At 67.3% G+C, this 19,113-nt stretch carries 21 protein-coding genes; 6 read left to right on the plus strand and 15 right to left on the minus strand.

The window, feature by feature from the left end; all coding sequences use genetic code 11:
* The first annotated feature begins 31 nt into the window (after positions 1 to 31).
* Positions 32 to 940: a LysR family transcriptional regulator gene (locus tag WS57_RS10170; RefSeq protein WP_059519096.1), complete on the plus strand. Its 909-nt coding sequence runs from the start codon at positions 32 to 34 to the stop codon at positions 938 to 940.
* Positions 941 to 1,065: 125 nt separating this feature from the next.
* The gene (locus WS57_RS10175; protein ID WP_069244146.1) at positions 1,066 to 1,698 is read left to right on the plus strand and encodes a LysE family translocator; all 633 of its coding nucleotides are present in this window, start codon (positions 1,066 to 1,068) and stop codon (positions 1,696 to 1,698) included.
* A gap of 157 nt (positions 1,699 to 1,855) precedes the next feature.
* Here WS57_RS10175 and WS57_RS10180 read toward each other — a convergent pair whose 3' ends face one another.
* The 5 genes from WS57_RS10180 to WS57_RS10200 all read right to left on the minus strand — a co-directional run bounded on the left by WS57_RS10180 (position 1,856) and on the right by WS57_RS10200 (position 7,519).
* On the minus strand, positions 1,856 to 3,718 hold the full coding sequence (locus WS57_RS10180) for a methyl-accepting chemotaxis protein (RefSeq protein WP_069244147.1): 1,863 nt from the start codon (positions 3,716 to 3,718) through the stop codon (positions 1,856 to 1,858).
* A 128-nt stretch (positions 3,719 to 3,846) separates the two neighbouring features.
* Entirely contained in the window at positions 3,847 to 4,527 is a 681-nt protein-coding gene (locus WS57_RS10185) for an OmpA/MotB family protein (RefSeq protein WP_009691714.1), read from the minus strand.
* Between the two features lie 63 nt (positions 4,528 to 4,590).
* Entirely contained in the window at positions 4,591 to 5,355 is a 765-nt protein-coding gene (locus tag WS57_RS10190) for a flagellar motor protein (protein WP_069244148.1), read from the minus strand.
* A gap of 8 nt (positions 5,356 to 5,363) precedes the next feature.
* Positions 5,364 to 6,611, minus strand: coding sequence for a Crp/Fnr family transcriptional regulator (locus WS57_RS10195; protein WP_059519102.1), 1,248 nt, complete (start codon positions 6,609 to 6,611; stop codon positions 5,364 to 5,366).
* Between the two features lie 245 nt (positions 6,612 to 6,856).
* Positions 6,857 to 7,519, minus strand: coding sequence for a glutathione S-transferase family protein (locus tag WS57_RS10200; protein ID WP_059519104.1), 663 nt, complete (start codon positions 7,517 to 7,519; stop codon positions 6,857 to 6,859).
* Between the two features lie 287 nt (positions 7,520 to 7,806).
* On the opposite strand from WS57_RS10200, the gene WS57_RS10205 reads away from it, so the two are divergent.
* Positions 7,807 to 9,168, plus strand: a complete 1,362-nt coding sequence (locus WS57_RS10205; protein WP_040130325.1) for a polyhydroxyalkanoate depolymerase — start codon at positions 7,807 to 7,809, stop codon at positions 9,166 to 9,168.
* A gap of 46 nt (positions 9,169 to 9,214) precedes the next feature.
* On the opposite strand, the gene WS57_RS10210 is transcribed toward WS57_RS10205, so the two are convergent.
* The 7 genes from WS57_RS10210 to WS57_RS10235 form a co-directional block, all read right to left on the minus strand.
* On the minus strand, positions 9,215 to 9,649 hold the full coding sequence (locus WS57_RS10210) for a cupin domain-containing protein (protein ID WP_059480772.1): 435 nt from the start codon (positions 9,647 to 9,649) through the stop codon (positions 9,215 to 9,217).
* Between the two features lie 216 nt (positions 9,650 to 9,865).
* Positions 9,866 to 10,330 (minus strand): DUF3761 domain-containing protein, encoded by a 465-nt coding sequence (locus WS57_RS10215; protein ID WP_059519108.1) that lies wholly within the window; start codon positions 10,328 to 10,330, stop codon positions 9,866 to 9,868.
* A gap of 40 nt (positions 10,331 to 10,370) precedes the next feature.
* Positions 10,371 to 10,508, minus strand: coding sequence for an HHHH-motif protein (locus WS57_RS37585; protein WP_167361720.1), 138 nt, complete (start codon positions 10,506 to 10,508; stop codon positions 10,371 to 10,373).
* A 273-nt stretch (positions 10,509 to 10,781) separates the two neighbouring features.
* Positions 10,782 to 11,549, minus strand: coding sequence for an ABC transporter ATP-binding protein (locus WS57_RS10220; protein WP_059519110.1), 768 nt, complete (start codon positions 11,547 to 11,549; stop codon positions 10,782 to 10,784).
* A 31-nt stretch (positions 11,550 to 11,580) separates the two neighbouring features.
* Positions 11,581 to 12,294 (minus strand): ABC transporter permease, encoded by a 714-nt coding sequence (locus WS57_RS10225; RefSeq protein WP_059519112.1) that lies wholly within the window; start codon positions 12,292 to 12,294, stop codon positions 11,581 to 11,583.
* A complete protein-coding gene (locus WS57_RS10230; RefSeq protein ID WP_040130328.1) occupies positions 12,291 to 12,980 on the minus strand; it encodes an ABC transporter permease in 690 nt (229 codons plus the stop codon). Before WS57_RS10230 ends, WS57_RS10225 begins: the two co-directional genes overlap by 4 nt.
* Before the next feature lie 64 nt (positions 12,981 to 13,044).
* Positions 13,045 to 13,818 (minus strand): ABC transporter substrate-binding protein, encoded by a 774-nt coding sequence (locus WS57_RS10235; protein ID WP_040130329.1) that lies wholly within the window; start codon positions 13,816 to 13,818, stop codon positions 13,045 to 13,047.
* A 523-nt stretch (positions 13,819 to 14,341) separates the two neighbouring features.
* Between WS57_RS10235 and hutC the strand changes: the two genes are divergently transcribed.
* Complete coding sequence (gene hutC / locus WS57_RS10240; RefSeq protein ID WP_040131856.1) at positions 14,342 to 15,037, plus strand: histidine utilization repressor; 696 nt, start codon at positions 14,342 to 14,344, stop codon at positions 15,035 to 15,037.
* Between the two features lie 19 nt (positions 15,038 to 15,056).
* Here the strand turns inward: hutC and WS57_RS10245 are convergent, their stop codons facing one another.
* Positions 15,057 to 16,298 carry a glycosyltransferase gene (locus WS57_RS10245; RefSeq protein WP_069244149.1) on the minus strand — a complete coding sequence of 414 codons (1,242 nt, stop codon included), beginning with the start codon at positions 16,296 to 16,298 and terminating at the stop codon, positions 15,057 to 15,059.
* A 102-nt stretch (positions 16,299 to 16,400) separates the two neighbouring features.
* On the opposite strand from WS57_RS10245, the gene WS57_RS10250 reads away from it, so the two are divergent.
* Positions 16,401 to 17,051, plus strand: coding sequence for a TetR/AcrR family transcriptional regulator (locus WS57_RS10250; RefSeq protein ID WP_069244366.1), 651 nt, complete (start codon positions 16,401 to 16,403; stop codon positions 17,049 to 17,051).
* A 165-nt stretch (positions 17,052 to 17,216) separates the two neighbouring features.
* On the plus strand, positions 17,217 to 17,567 hold the full coding sequence (locus WS57_RS10255; RefSeq protein ID WP_009688422.1) for a hypothetical protein: 351 nt from the start codon (positions 17,217 to 17,219) through the stop codon (positions 17,565 to 17,567).
* Between the two features lie 22 nt (positions 17,568 to 17,589).
* On the opposite strand, the gene WS57_RS10260 is transcribed toward WS57_RS10255, so the two are convergent.
* Positions 17,590 to 18,435 carry an alpha/beta fold hydrolase gene (locus WS57_RS10260; protein WP_009688423.1) on the minus strand — a complete coding sequence of 282 codons (846 nt, stop codon included), beginning with the start codon at positions 18,433 to 18,435 and terminating at the stop codon, positions 17,590 to 17,592.
* Positions 18,436 to 18,626: 191 nt separating this feature from the next.
* Positions 18,627 to 18,872: a DUF3717 domain-containing protein gene (locus WS57_RS10265; protein WP_009688424.1), complete on the minus strand. Its 246-nt coding sequence runs from the start codon at positions 18,870 to 18,872 to the stop codon at positions 18,627 to 18,629.
* Between the last annotated feature and the right edge of the window lie 241 nt (positions 18,873 to 19,113).

Consider the following 19,113-nt stretch of genomic DNA (forward strand, 5'->3'; position numbering starts at 1 on the left):
CGGTTCACATGCATCGACAGAAGGGACGCCAATGACGCTCGCCCAGTTGCAGGCGCTCGCCGCCGTGGTCGAACTCGGCTCGCTGACGGCCGCTGCCGACCGGCTCAACCGCAGCCAGTCCGCGATCAGTCACGCGCTGACCGAACTGGAGGACCTCACGGGGGTCAAGCTGCTCGTGCGCGACCGTCAGCCCGTCGTACTGACGGCGGCCGGCGAACGCCTGTGGCCGTACGTGCGCAACGTGGTGCGCGAAGCGCAGACGCTGCGCCAGCAGTTCAGCCTGTCGCGCGGCAAGCTCGAAGGCCGGCTGGTGGTCGCGTCGCTGCCGAGCGTGTCGCTCGCGTTCGTCGCACCCGCGCTCGAGGCGCTGAAGCAGATGCATCCGGGCGTGTCGGCAGTGCTGCTCGAAGGCACCGACGCGGAAGTCGAAGGATGGATCGAGGACGGCACCGCCGATGTCGGCGTGGTGGCGGGCAGCAACACCTTCGCGAACCATTGGCCGCTGCTCGACGAGGACTTCGTCGCGGTCGCGGCGGCCGGCACCTTCGACGATCGCAAGAGCGTGTCGGCAAGGCACCTGTCCGCGCAGCCGTTCATTTTCTCGAAGGCCGGTTGCGGGCCCGTGATCGCGGATTACTTTGCGCGCGGCGGCGTGCCGCTGCGGGCCGCCTTCAACGTGGTCGAGATGCGCACGATCCTGTCGATGGCCGAGGCCGGCATGGGCGTGTCGATCGTGCCGCGCATCACGCTCACCTACACGCCGTTCGCCGGCCGCGTGCTGACGCTGTCGCCAAAGCTGCAGCGTTCGGTGCGGCTGGCGTGGAACAGGACCGGCAATGCGGTCACCGACGAATTCGTCAGGCTCGTCGCTGAACAGCGCGCGAAAGCCGGCACGGCGCGCGGAAAACGAACCTCGAAGCGGGCATCAAAAGAAAAGTAGCGGGCCGCCGTCCGATGAGCGGCGCTCATGCACGGCTTGCAGATTATTCATGCCGAATGCGCTCGATATGCAATACATTGCACGGAGCCTGTCGACCCGACTTTCCCGCCCCGAAGGAGACCCCCGTGCCGCCGATGTCCACCCTGCTCGCTTTCGGACTCGTGTCGCTCGGCATGGTCCTGACGCCCGGGCCCAACATGATCTACCTGATCTCGCGGTCGATCTGCCAGGGCCGACGCGCGGGCCTGCTGTCGCTCGGCGGCGTTGCGCTGGGCTTCGTGTTCTACATGTTTTGCGCGGCATTCGGCATCACCGCACTCGTGCTGACCGTGCCGTACGCGTACGACGCGTTGCGCGTTGCCGGCGCGCTGTATCTCGCCTATCTCGCGTGGCAGGCGCTCAAGCCGGGCGGACGCTCGGCGTTCCAGGTCCGGCAGTTGCCGCACGACAGCCGTCTGAAACTGTTCACGATGGGCTTCGTCACGAACCTCGCGAACCCGAAGATCGCGGTGATGTATCTGTCGCTGCTGCCGCAGTTCATTTCACCGGGACATGGCAGCGTCCTCGCGCAATCGCTCGCGCTCGGCTGCGTGCAAATCGCGGTGAGCGTCAGCGTCAATGCGCTGATCGCGAGCATGGCCGGCTCCATCGCGGAATTTCTTGCGCGTCGGCCGGGCTGGGCGCTGGTGCAGCGCTGGCTGATGGGCACGGTGCTGGCCGGGCTCGCGGTACGCATCGCGCTGGAATCGCGCAGCTAGAAGATCGCGGGAAGCGGGTTCGGTAGACGGCGCATGCCGAACTTCAGTCCGCACATAAGCGAAGGCCGTCTTTCACACGCCGCGAGGTAAAACGGCCGCCGCGATTCCACGACGGCCGCGCTCCGCAAACGCGCGATTTCAAGCCGTCACGCGCGCTTCATTCATCCACCTTGAACGCCGCAACCAGCGTCGTCAGTTCCGCCGCCTGCTGCCGCAGGCTCTCCGCCGCCGCCGCGCTTTCCTCGACCAGTGCCGCATTCTGCTGCGTCATCTGGTCGAGCGACTGCACCGCGTCGCCGATCTGGTCGATGCCGGCGCTCTGCTCGAGGCTCGCCTCGGCGATCTCGCGCATCATCGCGCTGACGCCCTGCACCTGCGACACCACATCGCTCATCACCGCCCCCGCCTCGGCGACGAGCCGCGACCCGACGTTCACCGTCCCCGCGCTGTGCTCGATCAGCGCCTTGATCTCCTTGGCCGCCTGCGCACTGCGCTGCGCCAGGTTCCGCACTTCCGACGCGACCACCGCGAACCCGCGGCCCTGCTCGCCGGCCCGCGCGGCCTCCACCGCCGCGTTCAGCGCGAGGATGTTCGTCTGGAACGAAATGCTGTCGATCATCACGATGATCTCGGAGATCCGCTGCGATGCGTTGCTGATCTGCTCCATCGTGCTTACGACTTCGCCCACCACCTGCCCGCCGCGCGCGGCCGCATCCGATGCGCCATTGATCATCGTCGCCGCGGTCGTGGCCGTCTCCGTGTTGTTCCTGACGACGGCCGTAATTTCTTCCATCGACGAAGCGGTTCGTTCGAGATTGCTCGACTGCCCTTCGGTCCGCGCGCTGAGATCCGCGTTGCCCGACGCGATCTGCGCGGACCCGGTCGCAATCGACGCCGAAGCCGCACGGATCCGGTGCACGAGCGTCGACAGCGACGACACGAAGCGGTTGAACGCGTCCGACAACTGGCCGATCTCGTCCCCGCCCTCGACGGTCATCCGGCGCGTCAGGTCGCCGTGCCCGCTCGCGATCTCCGACAGCAGCGTCGCCGCGCGCCGGATCGGCGCGGCGATCGCCCGCCCGACGAACCAGATCACCGCCAGCGCGACCCCGAGACCGACCACGGCCGCCACCAGCGCCGCACCATGGATCGCACGCGTCACCGGCCCGAGCAGTTCGTCTTGCGGCACCTCGACGACCACGTACGCATTCAGCTCCGGCACGAACGAGGTCGCGATGAAGCGCGCGCCGCCTTCACCGTCGTAGCTCATGTACGCATACGGCTTGCCGCTCAGCAACACCGACGACGCATCGTCCGGCAGGCCCGGCCGATCCTTCATGAAATGCTTGCCGTCGATCAGCGAGGTATCGCGATGCATCATGATCGCGCCGTCCGGGCGCACCAGATAGGCGAAGCCGGTCTCGCCGATCCGGTACGCGGCAATCCCCTTCGCGAGCGCATCGACGGACAGGCTCATGCACGCCGCGCCGATCGGCACGCCGTCGAGTTCGACGCGGCTGTTGATGAACATCATGTAGCCGCCGACCGTCACTTCGTGATCCATGTGCACTTCATACGGCATGCCGGACGACAGGAAACGCGTGAGCCACTGATCCTGGTCGGTGACCTTGCGCTGCAATCCGGCTTCGTTGTAGTAGTTGCCGCTCTTCACCGACACCCACTGCACGGACGCGGCCTTCTGCTCGTCCTTCACGTTGCGCGCGAGCTGGATCCAGTTGCGCGCGCCGGCCTCGGGTTCGCCGTCGGCTTCCCACTGCAGCAGGAACGCATCGCGCGCCAGAATGCGCGATGCGGCGATCGGCCCTGCAAGCTGGCGCTGCACGTCCGCGCGAATGCCGTTGACGGCCGTCGGCAATTCCTCGCGGACGACGCGCTCGCGCACCGCGTTGCCGATCAGGCGGACGCTCAATCCGCTCGAAATCGCGACGAACACGAGCAGACAGCTCGTCATGCTGAGAATCAGCTTGTTCTGAATGGAAAGCTTGCGCCAGAAATGCATGGAGAACCCTCGGTAACCGCTCGTTCGAGCCAGTTCGGGTTATCGGCACGCAATGCGCGGAACATCATTGCTGATTCTTGATATCCGTCATATCAAATCCGATATGTCGTTGACGGCGCGCGGCGTCGTCAATACGCGACGAAGATCGTCACGCGCCGATTGCGGGCGCGCGACGCCGCATCGTCGCCCGCGACCAACGGCTGCGTATCGGCGCGGCCGACCGCCGCGAGCCGATGCGGCGCGACGCCCCGCTCGGCCAGATAACGGACGACGCTGCCCGCACGCGCCGACGACAGCTCCCAGTTCGATTCGTATTTCGCGTTCGCGATCGGCACGCGGTCCGTATGGCCTTCGACGAGAATGTCGCCGGTCGCGTGCGCGCCGAGCGCCAGTGCGATCCGGTCCAGCACCGGCGCCGACTCCGGCAGCAGGCGGGCGTCGCCGACATTGAACAGGATCTTTGCGTCGATGCCGATCTCGACGCCGTGCGGCGCCTTCACGAGCGAAATTCCGCCGTGCGCCTTCAGCGAATCGAGCAGCGCCAGCCAGGCCGGCGGGCGCGCGGGTGCGGCGGCATCGGTCGCGCTCGCCTGACTGCCGCCGCTTCGCTCCAGCGTCCGATAGCGCGCATCGAGTGCGTTGTATTTCGCGAGCTGCAGCACGTACAGCGCGAGAAACAGCACCATCAGCGTCGTGACGAGATCCGCGTACGAAATCAGCCAGCGCCCCGCCTGCGTGCCCTCGGCGTCCTCGTCGTCGCGCTCGGCGGAACCCGCGCCCGCCCGCGCGCCGTCAGTTCGCGCGTTCATCGCGAAGCGCCGCATGGATCGCCGCCGCTGCCGTTTTCGGCCAACCGGAATGGCACGCGCCGCTCATGCGAGCGACTCCGATGCACGGCCGCGCACATCGCCGGTCAGCCGCGTCTCGATCGTATGCGGCGACTCCTTGCGCGAAATCGCCAGCAGGCCGTCGAGATACAGCTTGCGAAACCGCAGTTCGCTGTCGAGCTGCGCACGCAGCTTTCCGTAGAGCGGCAGGAACACCAGGTTCGCGAACGCGAGCCCGTAGAGCGTCGCGACGAACGCGACCGCAATGCCGGGCCCGAGCTGCGCGGGTTCGAGAATGTGACTCGTCACCTGCACCAGCCCGAGCACCGAACCGAGAATGCCGAAGGTCGGCGCATAGCCGCCGGCCTGCTGCCATACGCGCGCGGCGGCCAGATGGCTGCGCTCGTACGCGTCGAGTTCGCGCTGCAGCGCGTCCTCGATCACAGCGGTCGACATGCCGTTCGCGAGCAGTTCGATGCCGCGCCGCGCGAACGGATGAATGCCGCTGACATCCATCGACTCGAACGCGAGCAGCCCGTCGAGCTTCGCGCGATCGCCCCATTCGAGCAGCGCCGACAGATGCGTGCGATCGACCTCGGCCGCCCGCACGAACGCGAGCCGCAACTGCTTCACCGCATCGAAAAAGCGCGCCCACGTGTTCTGGATCATGACCGCGCCGAGCGTGCCGCCCAGCACGATCACGAACGCTTCGAGCTGGAACAGCGTCGCCAGGTGGCCGCCTTCGAGCGAGAAGCCGAACACGATGGCCGCGCCACCGAGCACCACGCCAGCCAATGTCAGCAGGTCCATGGCGCGCCTCAGACGTCGGATTCGGACGGCACGGATGACGTCGCGCCCGCGCTCGGCGCCTTGGCCGCCCGCACCGCGTCGAGCAGGCGCTGCTCGATCTCCTCCACCTCGACCGGATCGAGCTTGAGGTCGCGACGCATCACCCACGACACCTCGTTGCGCCGCACCTCGGTCATCACCGAGAACAGCCGGTCCGCCACCGCGCGATCGTCGACGCTCGCCATCAGCTTCGCGAGATCGTAGGTGTCGAACGCGGCGACGACATCGAACAGCGTGCGCGCGTCGATCCACGCGAGATCCTCGAGCGAACGGATGTCGCCGGCACGCCGCACGTTGCGCCGGGAAAAATACGCGACGCCCTTCTGCTCGACGTAGCCAAGCACCTTCGACTTGCGGAACGCGAACAGTTCGTCGGCAATCTCGCCATGCGACAGCTTGTTGAGCAGCAGCTTCCGGTCGACGCCGATCAGCGATTCGAGATCGGCCAGTTCGATCAGCTCCAGTTCGCTGTTGATCGACAGGTCGAGCTCGCGATCCGCGACCTGCTGTGCGCGATCGACGATGCGCGCCGCATCGAACGCAACGACCTGACGCGCGTCGGCCGACGCCGCGTGCTCGCCCGCGCCGCCGCTCGGGTCGGCCTGTGCGGCCTCGATCGTGACGAGATTGAGCTTTTCCATGCGCCGCAGCATCGCCATCACGTGCGGGCGCGAATGACCGGCGATCGCGCGGCATTTGCGGATCACGTCGGCGAGCGGCACCGCGGCCGTCTCCGCATACGCCTGCAACGGGCGGCGGCTCCAGGCGTCGCCCGCTTCGCGCACGTTGCCGGACGCCATCAGCGCGAGCACGTGCGCATACGACAGCACGCCCGGCATGAAGTCGGCATGCGTATAGGTCGCGAGCTGGTCGTCCCTGCGCTTCACACGGCGGATCGTCGTGCGCACGATATGGCGCAGCAGCGCGGACACGCGCTCGATCTCGTCGTCGAGCAGGCTGGCCGGCACGACCGTCAGCTGGCAGAACGACAGCGCCTTCGCGGTATGCGCGCGCGGCTCGGCCGCGAGCAGCGCGGATTCGCCGAAGAACTCGCCGCGGCCGAGCGTGGCGAGCACGACGCGCTTGTCGTCGCAGCGGGTCGACAGTTCGACCTTGCCGTCGGCGATCAGGAAGATGACGGCTTCGCCGGCGAAGCCCTCGGCGTAAATGATCTCGCCGGGCGCGGCCGTGCGCGTCCACGATTGCTGACGATTCAAGTTGTTTCCCCTGCTGCGCTGATTGCCGTCGACCGCGTCGCATGTTCGAAGCATGGATCGGCGGTCGTCCCCGTGACCCGTTTACGTCATTGCGGTCGCGGTTCTTTAGGGAAATCACACTCGCGCGGATCCGAAATCGACGTCAAACGTTTGCGAGCGATGCGGTCGCACGAAACAAATGTCATTTGCCACCTCGGCGACGCCGAATTGAAAGCCGCCCGTCAGCTGCGGCGCGACTGCGGCGCTCAGAACTCCATGTCGAGCTCGTCGATATCCTCGTGCTCGGCCTTCGCGCCTTCGATCCATTCGGCGACGAACGGCTGCGCGAGCACGCGCATGCAGTAGTCGGCGATGTCCGGTTCGAGCTTCACGTCGTAGGTCAGGAAGCGCGTGACGACCGGCGCATACATCGCATCGGCGATGCCGATCTCCGCGCCGAACAGCCAGGGGCCGCCGTACGCGGCGAGACACTCGCGCCAGATCGTCACGATCCGCTCGATGTCGTGCTGCGCGCGCGACCAGATCCGGAAGCCGGGAAAATGCGCGCGCAGGTTCATCGGCAACGCGGAGCGCAGCGCACTGAAACCCGAATGCATTTCGCCGCAGATCGAACGGCAATGCGCGCGCGCATGCCGATCCGCGGGCAGCAGTCGCGCCTGCGGCCGGATCTCGTTCAGGTATTCGGCGATCGCGAGCGTGTCCCACACCTGGTTGCCGTCGTGCGTGAGGCACGGTACGAGAATCGACGGCGACAGCAGCAGCAGCTCGGCGCGCGACGCCGCATCGATCGGCACGCTCACCGTCTCGAACGCGAGCCCGCTCAGCTTCGCGAGCAGCCAGCCTCGCATCGACCACGACGAGTAGTTGCGGCTGCTGATCGTCAGCGTCGTCTGTCCGGTGGATTCCATGTCGCTCCCCTGCTGGATGCCGTGCGTGCCCGCGCACCGAAACGGAGGTCGGGCGGCTCGACCGCACCATGCCGGTGCGACGCATTCGCCGAACTGGCGCAGCTCCGCACGCTGTCGCCGCATGCGCGATCGGCACAATCGGCGCGCGCTCGCTGCGCGCGGCGCCCGCGCTGCCGCGCACCATCCGCGCCGCCGTGTTGCCCAATCGCGTGCAACGCGCGTGCCAGCCGCGCACTTGGCACACGGCTTGCCTCGTTCTCTACAACGCAGCGCTACGAGCGACGGTCATGAACCTGCTTGCCTACCCGTTCTATCAATGGTCTGCAGAATGCCTGCGCCCGGCGCGCGCATGGGCGGCCTGCACGCGCGCGACGCTGTCGCTGTGGCCGTCGGCGGCCTCGACGCCGTCGGGCCGCCTGCTCGACGCGCTGTGCGAACTGCTCGAATGCTGCGCGTTCTCGCATCGGCGCCCGCCGTTCGGCATCGAGTCGATCGTCGTCGACGGCACCGCCGTGCCGATCGTCGAGGAGGCGCAAGCCATCACGCCGTTCGGCACGCTGCTGCATTTCCGCAAGGCAGGGCCGGTCGCGCGCCAGCCGCGCGTGCTGATCGTCGCGCCGATGTCGGGACACTTCGCGACGCTGCTGCGCGGCACGGTGCACACGATGCTCGCCGACCACGACGTGTACATCACCGACTGGCACAACCCGCGCGACATCCCGCTGACGGCCGGGCGTTTCGGCTTCGACGAATACGTCGCGCACGTGATCGACTTCATCCGCCACATCGGGCCCGATGCGCACGTGCTCGCGATCTGCCAGCCGACGGTCGCGGCGCTCGCGGCAGTCGCGCTGATGGCGGCCGGCGGCGATCCGGCGCAGCCTGCGAGCCTGACGCTGATGGCGGGCCCGATCGACTGTCGCGTGAATCCGACCAAGGTCAACGCGCTCGCGACGAGCCGCCCGATCGAATGGTTCGCGAAGCATCTGATCAGCGTCGTGCCGACCGGCTTCGTCGGCGCGCAACGCTGCGTCTATCCGGGATTCGTGCAGGTCGCCGCGTTCATGTCGATGAACCCCGACCGGCACGCGGCCTCGTTTGCCGACCTGTATTACGAGCGCGCGAAGGGCGACCCCGCCAGAGCCGACACGCTGCGGCATTTCTACGACGAATACTTCGCGACGGCCGACCTGACCGCGGAGTTCTATCTGGAAACGGTGGAGAAGGTGTTTCAGCAATATGCGCTCGCGCGCGGCGAACTGACGGTCGGCGGCACGCTCGTCGAGCCGGCGGCGATTCATCGCACCGCGCTGCTGACGATCGAAGGCGAAAAGGACGACATCTGCGCGGTCGGCCAGACCGTGGCCGCGCAGGAGCTGTGCTCGGGATTGCCGCCGTATCTGAAGACGCATCACGTGCAGACGGGCGCCGGCCACTACGGCGTGTTCAACGGCAGCCGCTGGGAATCGCAGATCTACCCGATCGTGCGCGCGACGATCCACGACAACGAGCCGTACGATCGCACGGCGGAGGCGGCAGGCCACACGCACGGCGTCCACTACGTGACGCTGCGTGCGTTGCTGGACGCGCAGGCGGCCAGTCGTGCGAGTGCGGCCGCGGCGGACGCGGCCTCGCCGCAGCCTCACTGAACGCGCAGCGCGCCACGCCGGACCGATGACGGCCGGGCTGGCGCCGCTACGCGCCCGCTTCCCCCCAGGGCGTCGGCGCCGGCACCGCGCAGGGGCCGTCGACGTCGATCGACTTGAAGTCGGCCGGCCCGACGATCTCCAGGTACTCCATGTCGGGCGAGTAGTCGAACAGGTAGTGGACGATTCCCGGCGCCTGGTGCACGCAGTCGCCGGCAGCGACCAGCGTTTCCTGCTCGCCGTACATGAAGCGCGCCCAGCCCTTCAGCATGATCACGATATGGAACTCCGCCTCGTGACGATGCCAGCCGGTGCCCGCCTCCGGTGCATGATTTGCCCTGACAAGTTGCGCGACGACCTTTCCGTTCGTCGCGGCCGCAATGCCGAGATCGCGATACAGAAAGAAGTCGCGCAGGCCCTCGCCCTGAAACGCCGTGTCCTGCGGCTTCACGTGGGAGAAACGGGTGGCGGTCGGCGTGCTCATCGCGGTGCTCCTTGATCGACAGGATCCCCGTGACAAGCATGTCGCGTTCCAGTTTGCGCACCGGCACGCCGGCCGTGCAGGCGAAGCGCCCGCCGTCGCGGCAAGGTCGGCGCCGCGACGCCGTGCGTCGCTTCGGCCGACCCGCCGCGGCGGCGGGCGACAGGAATGCCCGACAGCCGTCAGGCAACGCGCGGGGGCCGGGCCCCCGCATCCGGCTTACGAACAGGCCTTGCCGTGCGACGGATGGAAGCCTTTCGCCTTCGCATCCGCTTCCGACATGTAGCTGCCGTGCTTGGTCTTGCCGTAGTACTTGTCGGTCGAGCAGTGGTAGACCTTCGTGCTGTCGTTGACCCACACCTTGCCTGCACCGCCGCCCGCTGCCGCGGTCGTCGCAGGCGCGCCCTTCGCGGGCGCGGCGCCCGAGGCAGCGGGTGCGGAAGCCGCGGTCGCCGGCGCCATCGCGGCCGGCGCGCTCGCGCCCGCGGCCGCCGATGCGCCGTACCAGGTCTTCACGCCCTTGTGACCCGCGCATGCGCCCTTCTTCGACGCGCCCGAATAGAACGAACCGTCCTTGCACAGGCCGGTCGTGCCAGCCGGCGCGCTGGCCGGAACCTGTGCGAACGCACCGATCGACATACCCATGCCGGCGACGAGCGCGGCGATCAACATCGTCTTGTTCATGTTTGCTCCCTGTCAGTGGAATTGCCCGGGCTCGGGACGATCAGCGCACCCAGCGGCACACGCGATGGTGGTGATGGTCGAAATGGCACACGCGGTGCGAATGCGCTTCGGCAAGCGTCGGCGCGAGGACCGCACAGGCGACGGCCGCAGCCGTCAGGATCTTTGCGATGCGGGTCATGACATTCTCCTGGGTAGGCCAGCCGGTCGTCCGGCTGTTATGTCCTTAACGCCGGCCGACGACGAGCCGTGCACCGCACGCATCCGAAATTGACGATCTTTGACATCGCTGCAGGTTGGCGCTGAAAAGCGCCGTGGCGCCGTCCTTTCGGCTTTCGAAGCTTTCACGGCCGAATCCGTTCGGAAGCCAAAGGAAAGCACGTCGAGCGAGGGCTCGACGAAGGATGATGCGCACGGCTCGGGAGCGAAGCCGCGCGCACGCATTTCAAACGGATTACTTCAACCGTCCCGACAGGAACTGCCCGAGCCGTTCGCTCTTCGGGTTGACGAGGATCTCGTGCGGATCGCCCTCTTCCTCGATCTTCCCCTGGTGCAGGAAGATCACGTGATTCGACACGTTGCGCGCGAAACCCATCTCGTGCGTGACGACGACCATCGTGCGCCCTTCCTCGGCCAGCGCCTGCATCACCTTCAGCACTTCGCCGACCAGCTCCGGGTCGAGCGCCGAAGTCGGCTCGTCGAACAGCATCACCTCGGGCTCCATCGCCAGTGCGCGCGCGATCGCGACGCGCTGCTGCTGGCCGCCCGACAGATGCGACGGATACATCGTCTCGACCCGCGACGGCAGCCCGACCTTCTCGAGATACTTGCGCGCGCGCGTCACGGCTTCGTCCTTGCCGATCCCGAGCACGGCCATCGGCGCTTCGATCACGTTCTCGAGCACCGTCATGTGCGCCCACAGATTGAAGTGCTGGAACACCATCGACAGCTTGGTGCGCATCCGCTGCAGCTGCTTCTGGTCGGCCACCCGCAGCGAGCCGTTGCGGTCGCGCGTGGTCCGGATCGCCTCGCTGCCGAGCGTGATCTGCCCCGAGCACGGCTGCTCGAGGAAGTTGATGCAGCGCAGGAACGTGCTCTTGCCCGACCCGCTCGAACCGATGATGCTGATCACGTCGCCGGCCTTCGCCTTCATCGTGACGCCCTTCAGGACCTCGTTGTCGCCGAACTTCTTGTGCAGGTCCTCGACGATGAGCTTGTACATGCGTGTGTTTCCTTTCGAATGCGCGAATGCGTTAGTGGCCGCGGGGCGACAGGTAGGCAAGCCAGCGTGCCTCGAGCTTGCGGAACGCCCAGATGAGCGCGAACACGACCGCCGCGTAGATCACGGCCGCGATGCCGTACGCCTGGAACGACATGTAAGTCGCGGAGTTCACGTCGCGCGTGACCTTCAGCACGTCGGGCACGGTCGCGGTGAATGCGAGCGTCGTCGCGTGCAGCATCAGGATCACTTCGTTGCTGTAGCTCGGCAGCGAGCGGCGCAGCGCGGACGGCAGGATGATGCGCGTATAGAGCTTGAAGCGCGACATCCCGTAGGCGAGACCGGCCTCGATCTCGCCCGCCGCGGTCGCCTTGATCGCGCCCGCGAAAATCTCCGTCGCGTACGCGGCCTCGTTCAGCACGAACGCGAGCAGCGTGCAGTTCATCGCGTTGCGGAAGAACGCATCGAGCAGGACGTGGTTGTGCACGACCTGCAGGCTGTAGATGCCCGTGTAGCACATCAGCAACTGCACGTAGAGCGGCGTGCCGCGGAACACGTAGGTATAGAGCCAGACGGGCCCCGAGATCCAGCGGTTCGACGACGCGCGCGCAATCGCGAGCGGAACCGCCAGCGCGAAGCCCGCGACGATCGAGACGACCAGCAGCCACAGCGTGATCGCGAGACCGCTGAAGCGGTAGCCGTCGGTATAGAGATAGCTCTGCCAGTACTGGCTGATGATTTCGATCACAGTGCAAGCCTCCGGACGCCGGCCGAGTAACGCTTCTCGAGATGGTGCAGCACGAGGTTCGACACCGTCGTGATCGCGAGGTAGATCGCACCCGCCGCAAGCGTGAAGAAGAAGAAATCGAGCGTGCTCTTGCCCGCGTCCTGCGACGCCTTCACGACGTCGGCCAGGCCGATGATCGATACCAGCGCGGTCGCCTTCACGAGCACCTGCCAGTTGTTGCCGATCCCCGGCAATGCAAAGCGCATCATCTGCGGGAACAGGATGCGGTGAAACACGCGCCAGCCGTTCATCCCGTATGCGAAGCCCGCTTCGAGCTGGCCGCGCGGCACCGCGAGGAACGCGCCGCGAAAGGTCTCGGTGAAGTACGCGCCGTAGATGAAGCCGAGCGTCACGACGCCGGCCACGAACGGGTCGATGTCGATCTGGTCCCAGCCGAGCAGGTCGGTCGCGTTGTTCAGCAGGATCTGGATCCCGTAGAACAGCAGCAGCATCAGCACGAGGTCGGGCACCGCGCGGATCAGCGTCGTGTAGAACGTGCCGAGCGACTTGAGCACGCGGTTCGTCGACAGCTTCGCGGCCGCGCCGGCGAGGCCCAGTATCAGCGACGCGGCGAGCGACAGCACCGCGAGCTTCACGGTTTCGACCGTGCCGGCCCACAGCAGCGGGCCAAATCCTTGGAAAATCATGTCAGCGTATCCATCCAGAGAGACGGGCGGCGCGTGCGGACCGGCCGCGCGCGCCGCAGAAGCGTCAGCCGCCGTACACGTCGAACGCGAAATACTTCTTTTCGAGCTTCCTGTACGTGCCGTCCTTCAGCATGCCGGCGATCGCCGCGTCGATCTTCGCCTTCAGGTCGGCGTCGTCCTTGCGCAGGCCGATGCCCGCGCCGTTGCCGAGCGTCTTCGGATCGTCGATGTCGGCGCCCGCGAACTGGAAGCCCGCGCCGCGCGGCGTCTTGAGGAAGCCGAGGTCGGCCTGCACCGCGTCCTGCAGCGCGGCGTCGAGACGGCCGGACATCAGGTCCTGGTACACGCCGTCCTGGTTCTGGTACGGCACGACCTGCACGCCCTTCGGCGCCCAGTAGGTCTTTGCGTAGGTTTCCTGGATCGTGCCCTGCTCGACGCCGACCGTCTTGCCCTTCAGCGATTCGGCCGTCGGCTGCAGCGTCGAGCCCTTCTTCGCGACGAGGCGCGTCGGCGTGTTGAACAGCTTGTCGGAGAACGCGATCTGCTCGGCGCGCGCGGGCGTCATCGACATCGACGACAGCACGCCGTCGAACTTCTTCGCCTTCAGCGCGGGGATCATTCCGTCGAAGTCGTTTTCGATCCAGACGCACTTCGCGTTCAGGCGGCGGCAGATTTCGTTGCCGAGATCGACGTCGAAACCGACCACCTTGCCGCTCGCGTCCTTCGATTCGAACGGCGGATAGCTGGCATCGACGCCGAAGCGGATCGTCGACCAATCCTTCGCGTGGGCGCCGACGGCGAGGCAGGCGAGGGCAACACTGAGCACGAGTTTCTTCATGGCATTCCTGTAAGTGGCCAAGCACGTCAGGGGCGCGGCCCCTGCCCAACCTGCGCGCCTTCGTCCGGACACCCAAGTTGTACATACAACTTTGCCGTTTACCGGTCTGCACCCGCAATCCGTGTTTATCTCTATTCGTCGGGCGCGCCCGTCATTCTGGTAAATTCTCTTTTATTTCAAATATATGCGAACACCTTTCAGAGAAATGACGCGTTTCGTCGGATGAATTGCCAAGCCGGCATATGGCTCATATCTGTCTAGACATCGTCCTCTGAAACGACGCCGCCCCGCAGGCGGCCGGACTGCGTCAAGAAATCGCCGAAACGAAGGGACGGCCGAGAAATGCGATCGCGCACACGCGGCAGCATCCCGTTGCCGAAGCGGCCGGCGAGCTTGTCTATACTTGACGTCGCCGCGCACGGCCGCCGGCGGCAAACGACGATACGAAACGGCAGCGATAACCGTGCGGTACGCGCGGACCGGCGCGCGGCGCGCGGTCCGCCGTCTCTCGAACAGCGATGCAATGACCACACCGATCTATCAGGAAATCAAGGACTTCATCCTCGCGCGCATTCATGCCGGCGAATGGGCGGAAGGCGACCAGGTGCCGTCGGAAAACGAACTCGCGCGCGAATTCAACGTCGCGCGCATGACCGTCAACCGCGCGCTGCGCGAACTGACGGCCGAACAGGTGCTCACGCGCACGCGCGGCTCGGGCACCTACGTCGCGTCGCCGAAATACGAATCGACGCTGGTCGCGATCCGCAGCATCTCCGATGAAGTCGCGGCGCGCGGCCACGGTTATCGCGCGCAGGTGCTCGAAGTCGGCGCGGCGATCGCCGACGCGAAACTGGCCGACGAGCTGCGGCTCGATACCGGCAGCCCGATCTTCCATTCACGCGTGCTGCATTTCGAGAACGACACGCCCGTGCAGCTCGAGGAACGCTGGGTCAATCCGGCCTGCGCGCCCGAATATGCGCTGCAGGATTTCACGACGACGACACCGAACCAGTACCTGACGCGCGTCGCGCCGCTGCAGCGCGTCGAATACCGGATCGAGGCCGCGATGCCCGATACGGAAACGCGCCGCCTGCTGACGATGGACGAGCGCGAGCCGTGCCTGATGCTGCATCGACGCACGTGGTCGCAGGGCATGGTCGCGTCGGTGGCGAACCTGTGGCATCCGGGCAGCCGATACCGGTTCACCGGGCACTTCTGACGCACGCGTCGCGCCGGCGTCAGCGCACGCCGGCGCGCACCCATCGTTCGATCGCGGCAACCGCGCACGTCGCGCCGTCTTCGCGCGCGATGCGCGCACCAAGCTCCGTTGCGCGCGCCCGCGTGTCGTTGCGTTCGGCAAACGCGATCGCGCGAGCGAGCGCGGCGGCCTGCAACCGCCGGCCCGCGACCTGGTCCGCGACGCCGAGCCGCTGCAAGCGGTCCGCCCAGAAGAACTGATCGCCCGCGAACGGCACGACGACCGACGGAATGCCCGCGCGCGCGGCCGAATGCGCGGTGCCCGAACCGCCGTGATGAATCGCGAGCGACGTGCGCGGCAGCAGCCAGTCATGCGGCGTGTCGCCGATCACGCATACCTGCGGCGGCAGCAGCGCCGCATCGATGCCGCTCCAGCCCGGATAGAACAGCGCACGCCGACCGTCGAGCGCCGTCGCCAGCGCCGCGGCGAGCGCGCCGCGATCGAACCCGCCCATGCTGCCGAAGCCGACATACACGGGCGGCTCGCCCGCGTCGAGAAACGCCGCGAGTGCGGGCGGCGGCGTCCACTGCGGCGCGGCGGCGACGCGCCACTGGCCGCACGCGCGCGCATGATCGGGCCAGTCGCCGACATCGGGCAGCAGCGCAGGCGATACGCCGTACAGCATCGGATGATCGGTCCACACGCGCCGGCGCGGCGGCAAGCCGCACACGCCTGCGCGCGCCGCGTTCGTCGCGCGCCTGAACGCCTGCCACAGCAGCGCATTCACGCAACGGTGGCTCGCGCGGTTCAGCCAGCGCGGCACCTTGCGCGGCGGCAGGAACGGCGATGCAAACGCGGCCGTCGGCGTGATCGGGATCATCCCCGCGCCGATCGCCGGCACGCGCCGATACTCGGCGACCGACAGCCCGACGAACGACACGAGCCCCGACACGACGATCGCATCGCAGCCCGCCGATGCCTCCGCGACTTCGCGCATCCAGGCCGCCGTATTCGCGTTCGCGATCGCCGCAAGCGCCTTCGACGTGTCGTTGAAACCGCCCCGCCCGCGCACGGCATCCGACAACGCGCCGTCCGGCGCGATCGCGCGGCGGATGTCGCCGGACAGTGCGGCCGCCGGCACGCCGGCTGCTGCGGCCGAGCCGAGCGTCGCGCGGTCGGCCAGCAGCAGGACTTCGTGGCCGGCATCGATCAGCGCGCGGCCCAGCGCTGCAAGCGGGCGTGTGTCGCCTTCGGTGCCGTAGGTGGCGATGACGAGCTTCATGCGGAAAACCTCGTTGGTCGTTCACGACGGGAATGCGTGGTTTCAAAAAAGTGCACGGCGTATACTAATGCAATTCGTACACTTTCTTCCGCAATGCTCGCCATGCCGATTCCGACCGACGATCCGGGCCGCCGCGCGCGCAAGCGCATCCAGATGCTCGCGCATCTCGCCGCCACCGCCGCGCGCCTGTTCGATGCATACGGCTACGACGCCGTGACGATGGAGCAGATCGCCGCTGAGGCCGACGTCGCGAAGCGCACGCTGTACAACCACTTCGCGACGAAGGAAGCCGTGCTCGCGCACTGGCTCGAACAGGAACTCGCGCGCGATCTCGGGCACCTGCAGCGCGACGTCGCGCGCCGCAAAAGCTTCGCGGCGCGCGTCGGCTGCGTGCTCGATGCCTCCGCGGCATGGTGCGAGCAGCATCCGGTCCATCTGCTCGCGTATCTGCGGCATCGCTTCCTGAGCATCGGTGCAGCCGCGCCGGACAGCGACCACGCGCAGGGCAGCGACATCGCGCTCGTCTGGCAGCAGCTGATCGTCGCGGGCCAGCAGGCCGGCGAACTGAACCGCTCGCTGCCGGCCGAACAGCTCGCGACCTGGTTCCATCACCTGTATCTCGCGGCCATGCTGCGCTGGCTGACCGTGCCGGGCCTGTCGTTGAAGAAGGAATTCCAGTCGGTGGCGCGACTGTTCGTCGAAGGCGCGCAGGCGAAAACGCCGGCGTCGCCGCGCGACGCGTCACGCGCGTAACGCCGCGCGACTGTGTCGGTCGCGACACACGACCGATGCGAAAAGCGCCGGGCCGCAGTATGCTGATGACGTACGGTTGCGCAATCCGCATCGGGCAATCCCTGAATCGCACGTTTTCGCGCCGCCGTCGCGACCGCAATCATGCGTTGCAAGGAGGGATTCGTGATGGCCACCACGCATCAGCATTTCCACCTCGAACTGCGGCACGCCACCGCGCCAACCTATTTCATCAGCTACCTGTTTCCCGCCTTGCTGTTCGTTTACGAACTGCTGCGCGTCGGCCAGTGGATCCGCGATCACGGGATGCACTTCGCCGGCTTCAAGGAGATGGGTTACGAGTATCTGCTGATGCTGCTGTTCGTCGGGCTGCAGATCGTCGTCGAGGCGGTCTTCCTGCTCGGGGCCGCGATGCGCAAGGATCGCGACTTCGAACACCGCCTGCCGAACGTGATTCTCGGCATCGGCTGCTCGATCGCGCTGCTCGCGATCGATCTCGCGATCCAGCTGTCGTTCTGAGGCGGCGCCGCCCGCTGCGCGCCTACGCGCGCGCGTCGCGCAGCAACGCCGCCACCGCGGCCAGCACGTCGTCGGTCCGCTCGCGATGCGGCAGGTGTCCGCACGCGTCGAGCAACAGGAACGACGACGGTCCCGCGACGCGCGCGGCGATCCGCTTCGGGTGCACGTCCGAGCCGTATTCGTCGTGCGCGCCGTGAATCGCGAGCGTCGCGCAGCGCACGCGCGGCAGGTCGTCGTCGAGGCTCCAGTCGCGAAACGGCGCCGACAGCCAGGTATCGACCCACGCGCGCAGCACCCATTCGGCCTTGTCGCCGTGATAGCGCGCGAGCCGCTCGAGCTGGCCCGGCGCTTCGAACTGGCGCGCCGCGTCGCGAATGCCGTTCAGCGTGCAGTCCTCGACGAACGCCTGCGCGGCGATCGTCACGAGCGCGCGGCAACGGTCCGGATACGCGGCGGCGCATCCCGTCGCCATTCCGCCGCCGACGCTGTGCCCGAGCACGACGAACGCGTCGAGGCCGAACTGCTCGAGCAGCGCGCGAAATCCATGATCGGCCTCGTCGCGCACGAAGCGCACGTCGAGTCGCCCGGGATGGCGATCCGAGCGGCCGAAGCCGAGACGATCGTAGGCGATCACGTCGCGTTGCGTGGCATGCGCGAGCCGTTCCGGGAAGTCGCGCCATAGCTCGACGCAGCCGAGCGAATCGTGAAGGAGCAGGATGGGCGCGGCCGGCTTAGGCGCGGCCGGCATAGGCGCGGCAAGCTTCGACGCCTCCGCGGCGTCCCATCCCCCATCCGCGCGCCAGCGCTTGACGAACAGACGCCCCTGCGGCGTCTCGATGAAGGTCTCCTCGGTCACGATATCGGTCATGTGTCGGTCGTCTGCGTGAAGGCGGCCGCACGCCGGCGGCCGCATCGAATGCCGACGATGGTGGCCCGGCCACGCGCGCCGCGTCAAGCGCGCCGCCGTCTGCGCCCGGCCGGAAAGCAAAACGGGGAGCCTGCGGGCTCCCCGTTCGCTGCGTGGTTCGCGCTGCCGGCCTGCGCCTGCGCGAGCGCGCGCTACACCTCGGTCGCGTACAGCGCGTCGCGCTGCGCGTCGCTCAGCGTATCGAGCGGCACGTCCGGTAGGCGATAGCAGATCATCGTGCCGTACAGTTCGGCGAGGCAATTGCTGCCGGCATCGAGCGCGTAGCCGTCCTCGCCGTCCGGCGCCGGCGGGTACACTTCGCGCCACGCATTGATCGCGGCCTCGATTCGCACGATGGAAACGGGTTCGGTCTTCCGCTCGGCGGGTGATGCGCTCATGGATTCCTCTCGGTTGCGCGCTCCGGCGGGCCTGCCCGGCCCGCGCGGAACGATGAAAACGCCGGAGATCGCCGGCCGCGCGCGCCGCACGCAGCGGATGCCGATCCGCGCCGCGCTGGTCGCGCCGGCCGGGTCGCGGCCCGGCAGGGTCGGGCAATATAACCGGCTTTGACCCCGTACAGACAAAAGCCGACCAAAAAAAACGGGAAGCGCGATGCTTCCCGTTTCGATATCGATGGCG

Origin of the sequence: Burkholderia pseudomultivorans (assembly GCF_001718415.1) — a bacterium.
Taxonomy (GTDB): Bacteria; Pseudomonadota; Gammaproteobacteria; order Burkholderiales; family Burkholderiaceae; genus Burkholderia; species Burkholderia pseudomultivorans_A.

What these genes read in the sequence shown, in the direction of transcription:
- WS57_RS10170 (WP_059519096.1), top strand. Translation starts at nt 32, where the DNA reads ATGACGCTCGCCCAGTTGCAGGCGCTCGCCGCCGTGGTCGAACTCGGC.
- WS57_RS10180 (WP_069244147.1), bottom strand. Translation starts at nt 3,718, where the DNA reads ATGCATTTCTGGCGCAAGCTTTCCATTCAGAACAAGCTGATTCTCAGC.
- WS57_RS10185 (WP_009691714.1), bottom strand. Translation starts at nt 4,527, where the DNA reads ATGAACGCGCGAACTGACGGCGCGCGGGCGGGCGCGGGTTCCGCCGAG.
- WS57_RS10190 (WP_069244148.1), bottom strand. Translation starts at nt 5,355, where the DNA reads ATGGACCTGCTGACATTGGCTGGCGTGGTGCTCGGTGGCGCGGCCATC.
- WS57_RS10200 (WP_059519104.1), bottom strand. Translation starts at nt 7,519, where the DNA reads ATGGAATCCACCGGACAGACGACGCTGACGATCAGCAGCCGCAACTAC.
- WS57_RS10205 (WP_040130325.1), top strand. Translation starts at nt 7,807, where the DNA reads ATGAACCTGCTTGCCTACCCGTTCTATCAATGGTCTGCAGAATGCCTG.
- WS57_RS10210 (WP_059480772.1), bottom strand. Translation starts at nt 9,649, where the DNA reads ATGAGCACGCCGACCGCCACCCGTTTCTCCCACGTGAAGCCGCAGGAC.
- WS57_RS10215 (WP_059519108.1), bottom strand. Translation starts at nt 10,330, where the DNA reads ATGAACAAGACGATGTTGATCGCCGCGCTCGTCGCCGGCATGGGTATG.
- WS57_RS37585 (WP_167361720.1), bottom strand. Translation starts at nt 10,508, where the DNA reads ATGACCCGCATCGCAAAGATCCTGACGGCTGCGGCCGTCGCCTGTGCG.
- WS57_RS10220 (WP_059519110.1), bottom strand. Translation starts at nt 11,549, where the DNA reads ATGTACAAGCTCATCGTCGAGGACCTGCACAAGAAGTTCGGCGACAAC.
- WS57_RS10230 (WP_040130328.1), bottom strand. Translation starts at nt 12,980, where the DNA reads ATGATTTTCCAAGGATTTGGCCCGCTGCTGTGGGCCGGCACGGTCGAA.
- WS57_RS10235 (WP_040130329.1), bottom strand. Translation starts at nt 13,818, where the DNA reads ATGAAGAAACTCGTGCTCAGTGTTGCCCTCGCCTGCCTCGCCGTCGGC.
- hutC (WP_040131856.1), top strand. Translation starts at nt 14,342, where the DNA reads ATGACCACACCGATCTATCAGGAAATCAAGGACTTCATCCTCGCGCGC.
- WS57_RS10245 (WP_069244149.1), bottom strand. Translation starts at nt 16,298, where the DNA reads ATGAAGCTCGTCATCGCCACCTACGGCACCGAAGGCGACACACGCCCG.
- WS57_RS10250 (WP_069244366.1), top strand. Translation starts at nt 16,401, where the DNA reads ATGCCGATTCCGACCGACGATCCGGGCCGCCGCGCGCGCAAGCGCATC.
- WS57_RS10255 (WP_009688422.1), top strand. Translation starts at nt 17,217, where the DNA reads ATGGCCACCACGCATCAGCATTTCCACCTCGAACTGCGGCACGCCACC.
- WS57_RS10260 (WP_009688423.1), bottom strand. Translation starts at nt 18,435, where the DNA reads ATGACCGATATCGTGACCGAGGAGACCTTCATCGAGACGCCGCAGGGG.
- WS57_RS10265 (WP_009688424.1), bottom strand. Translation starts at nt 18,872, where the DNA reads ATGAGCGCATCACCCGCCGAGCGGAAGACCGAACCCGTTTCCATCGTG.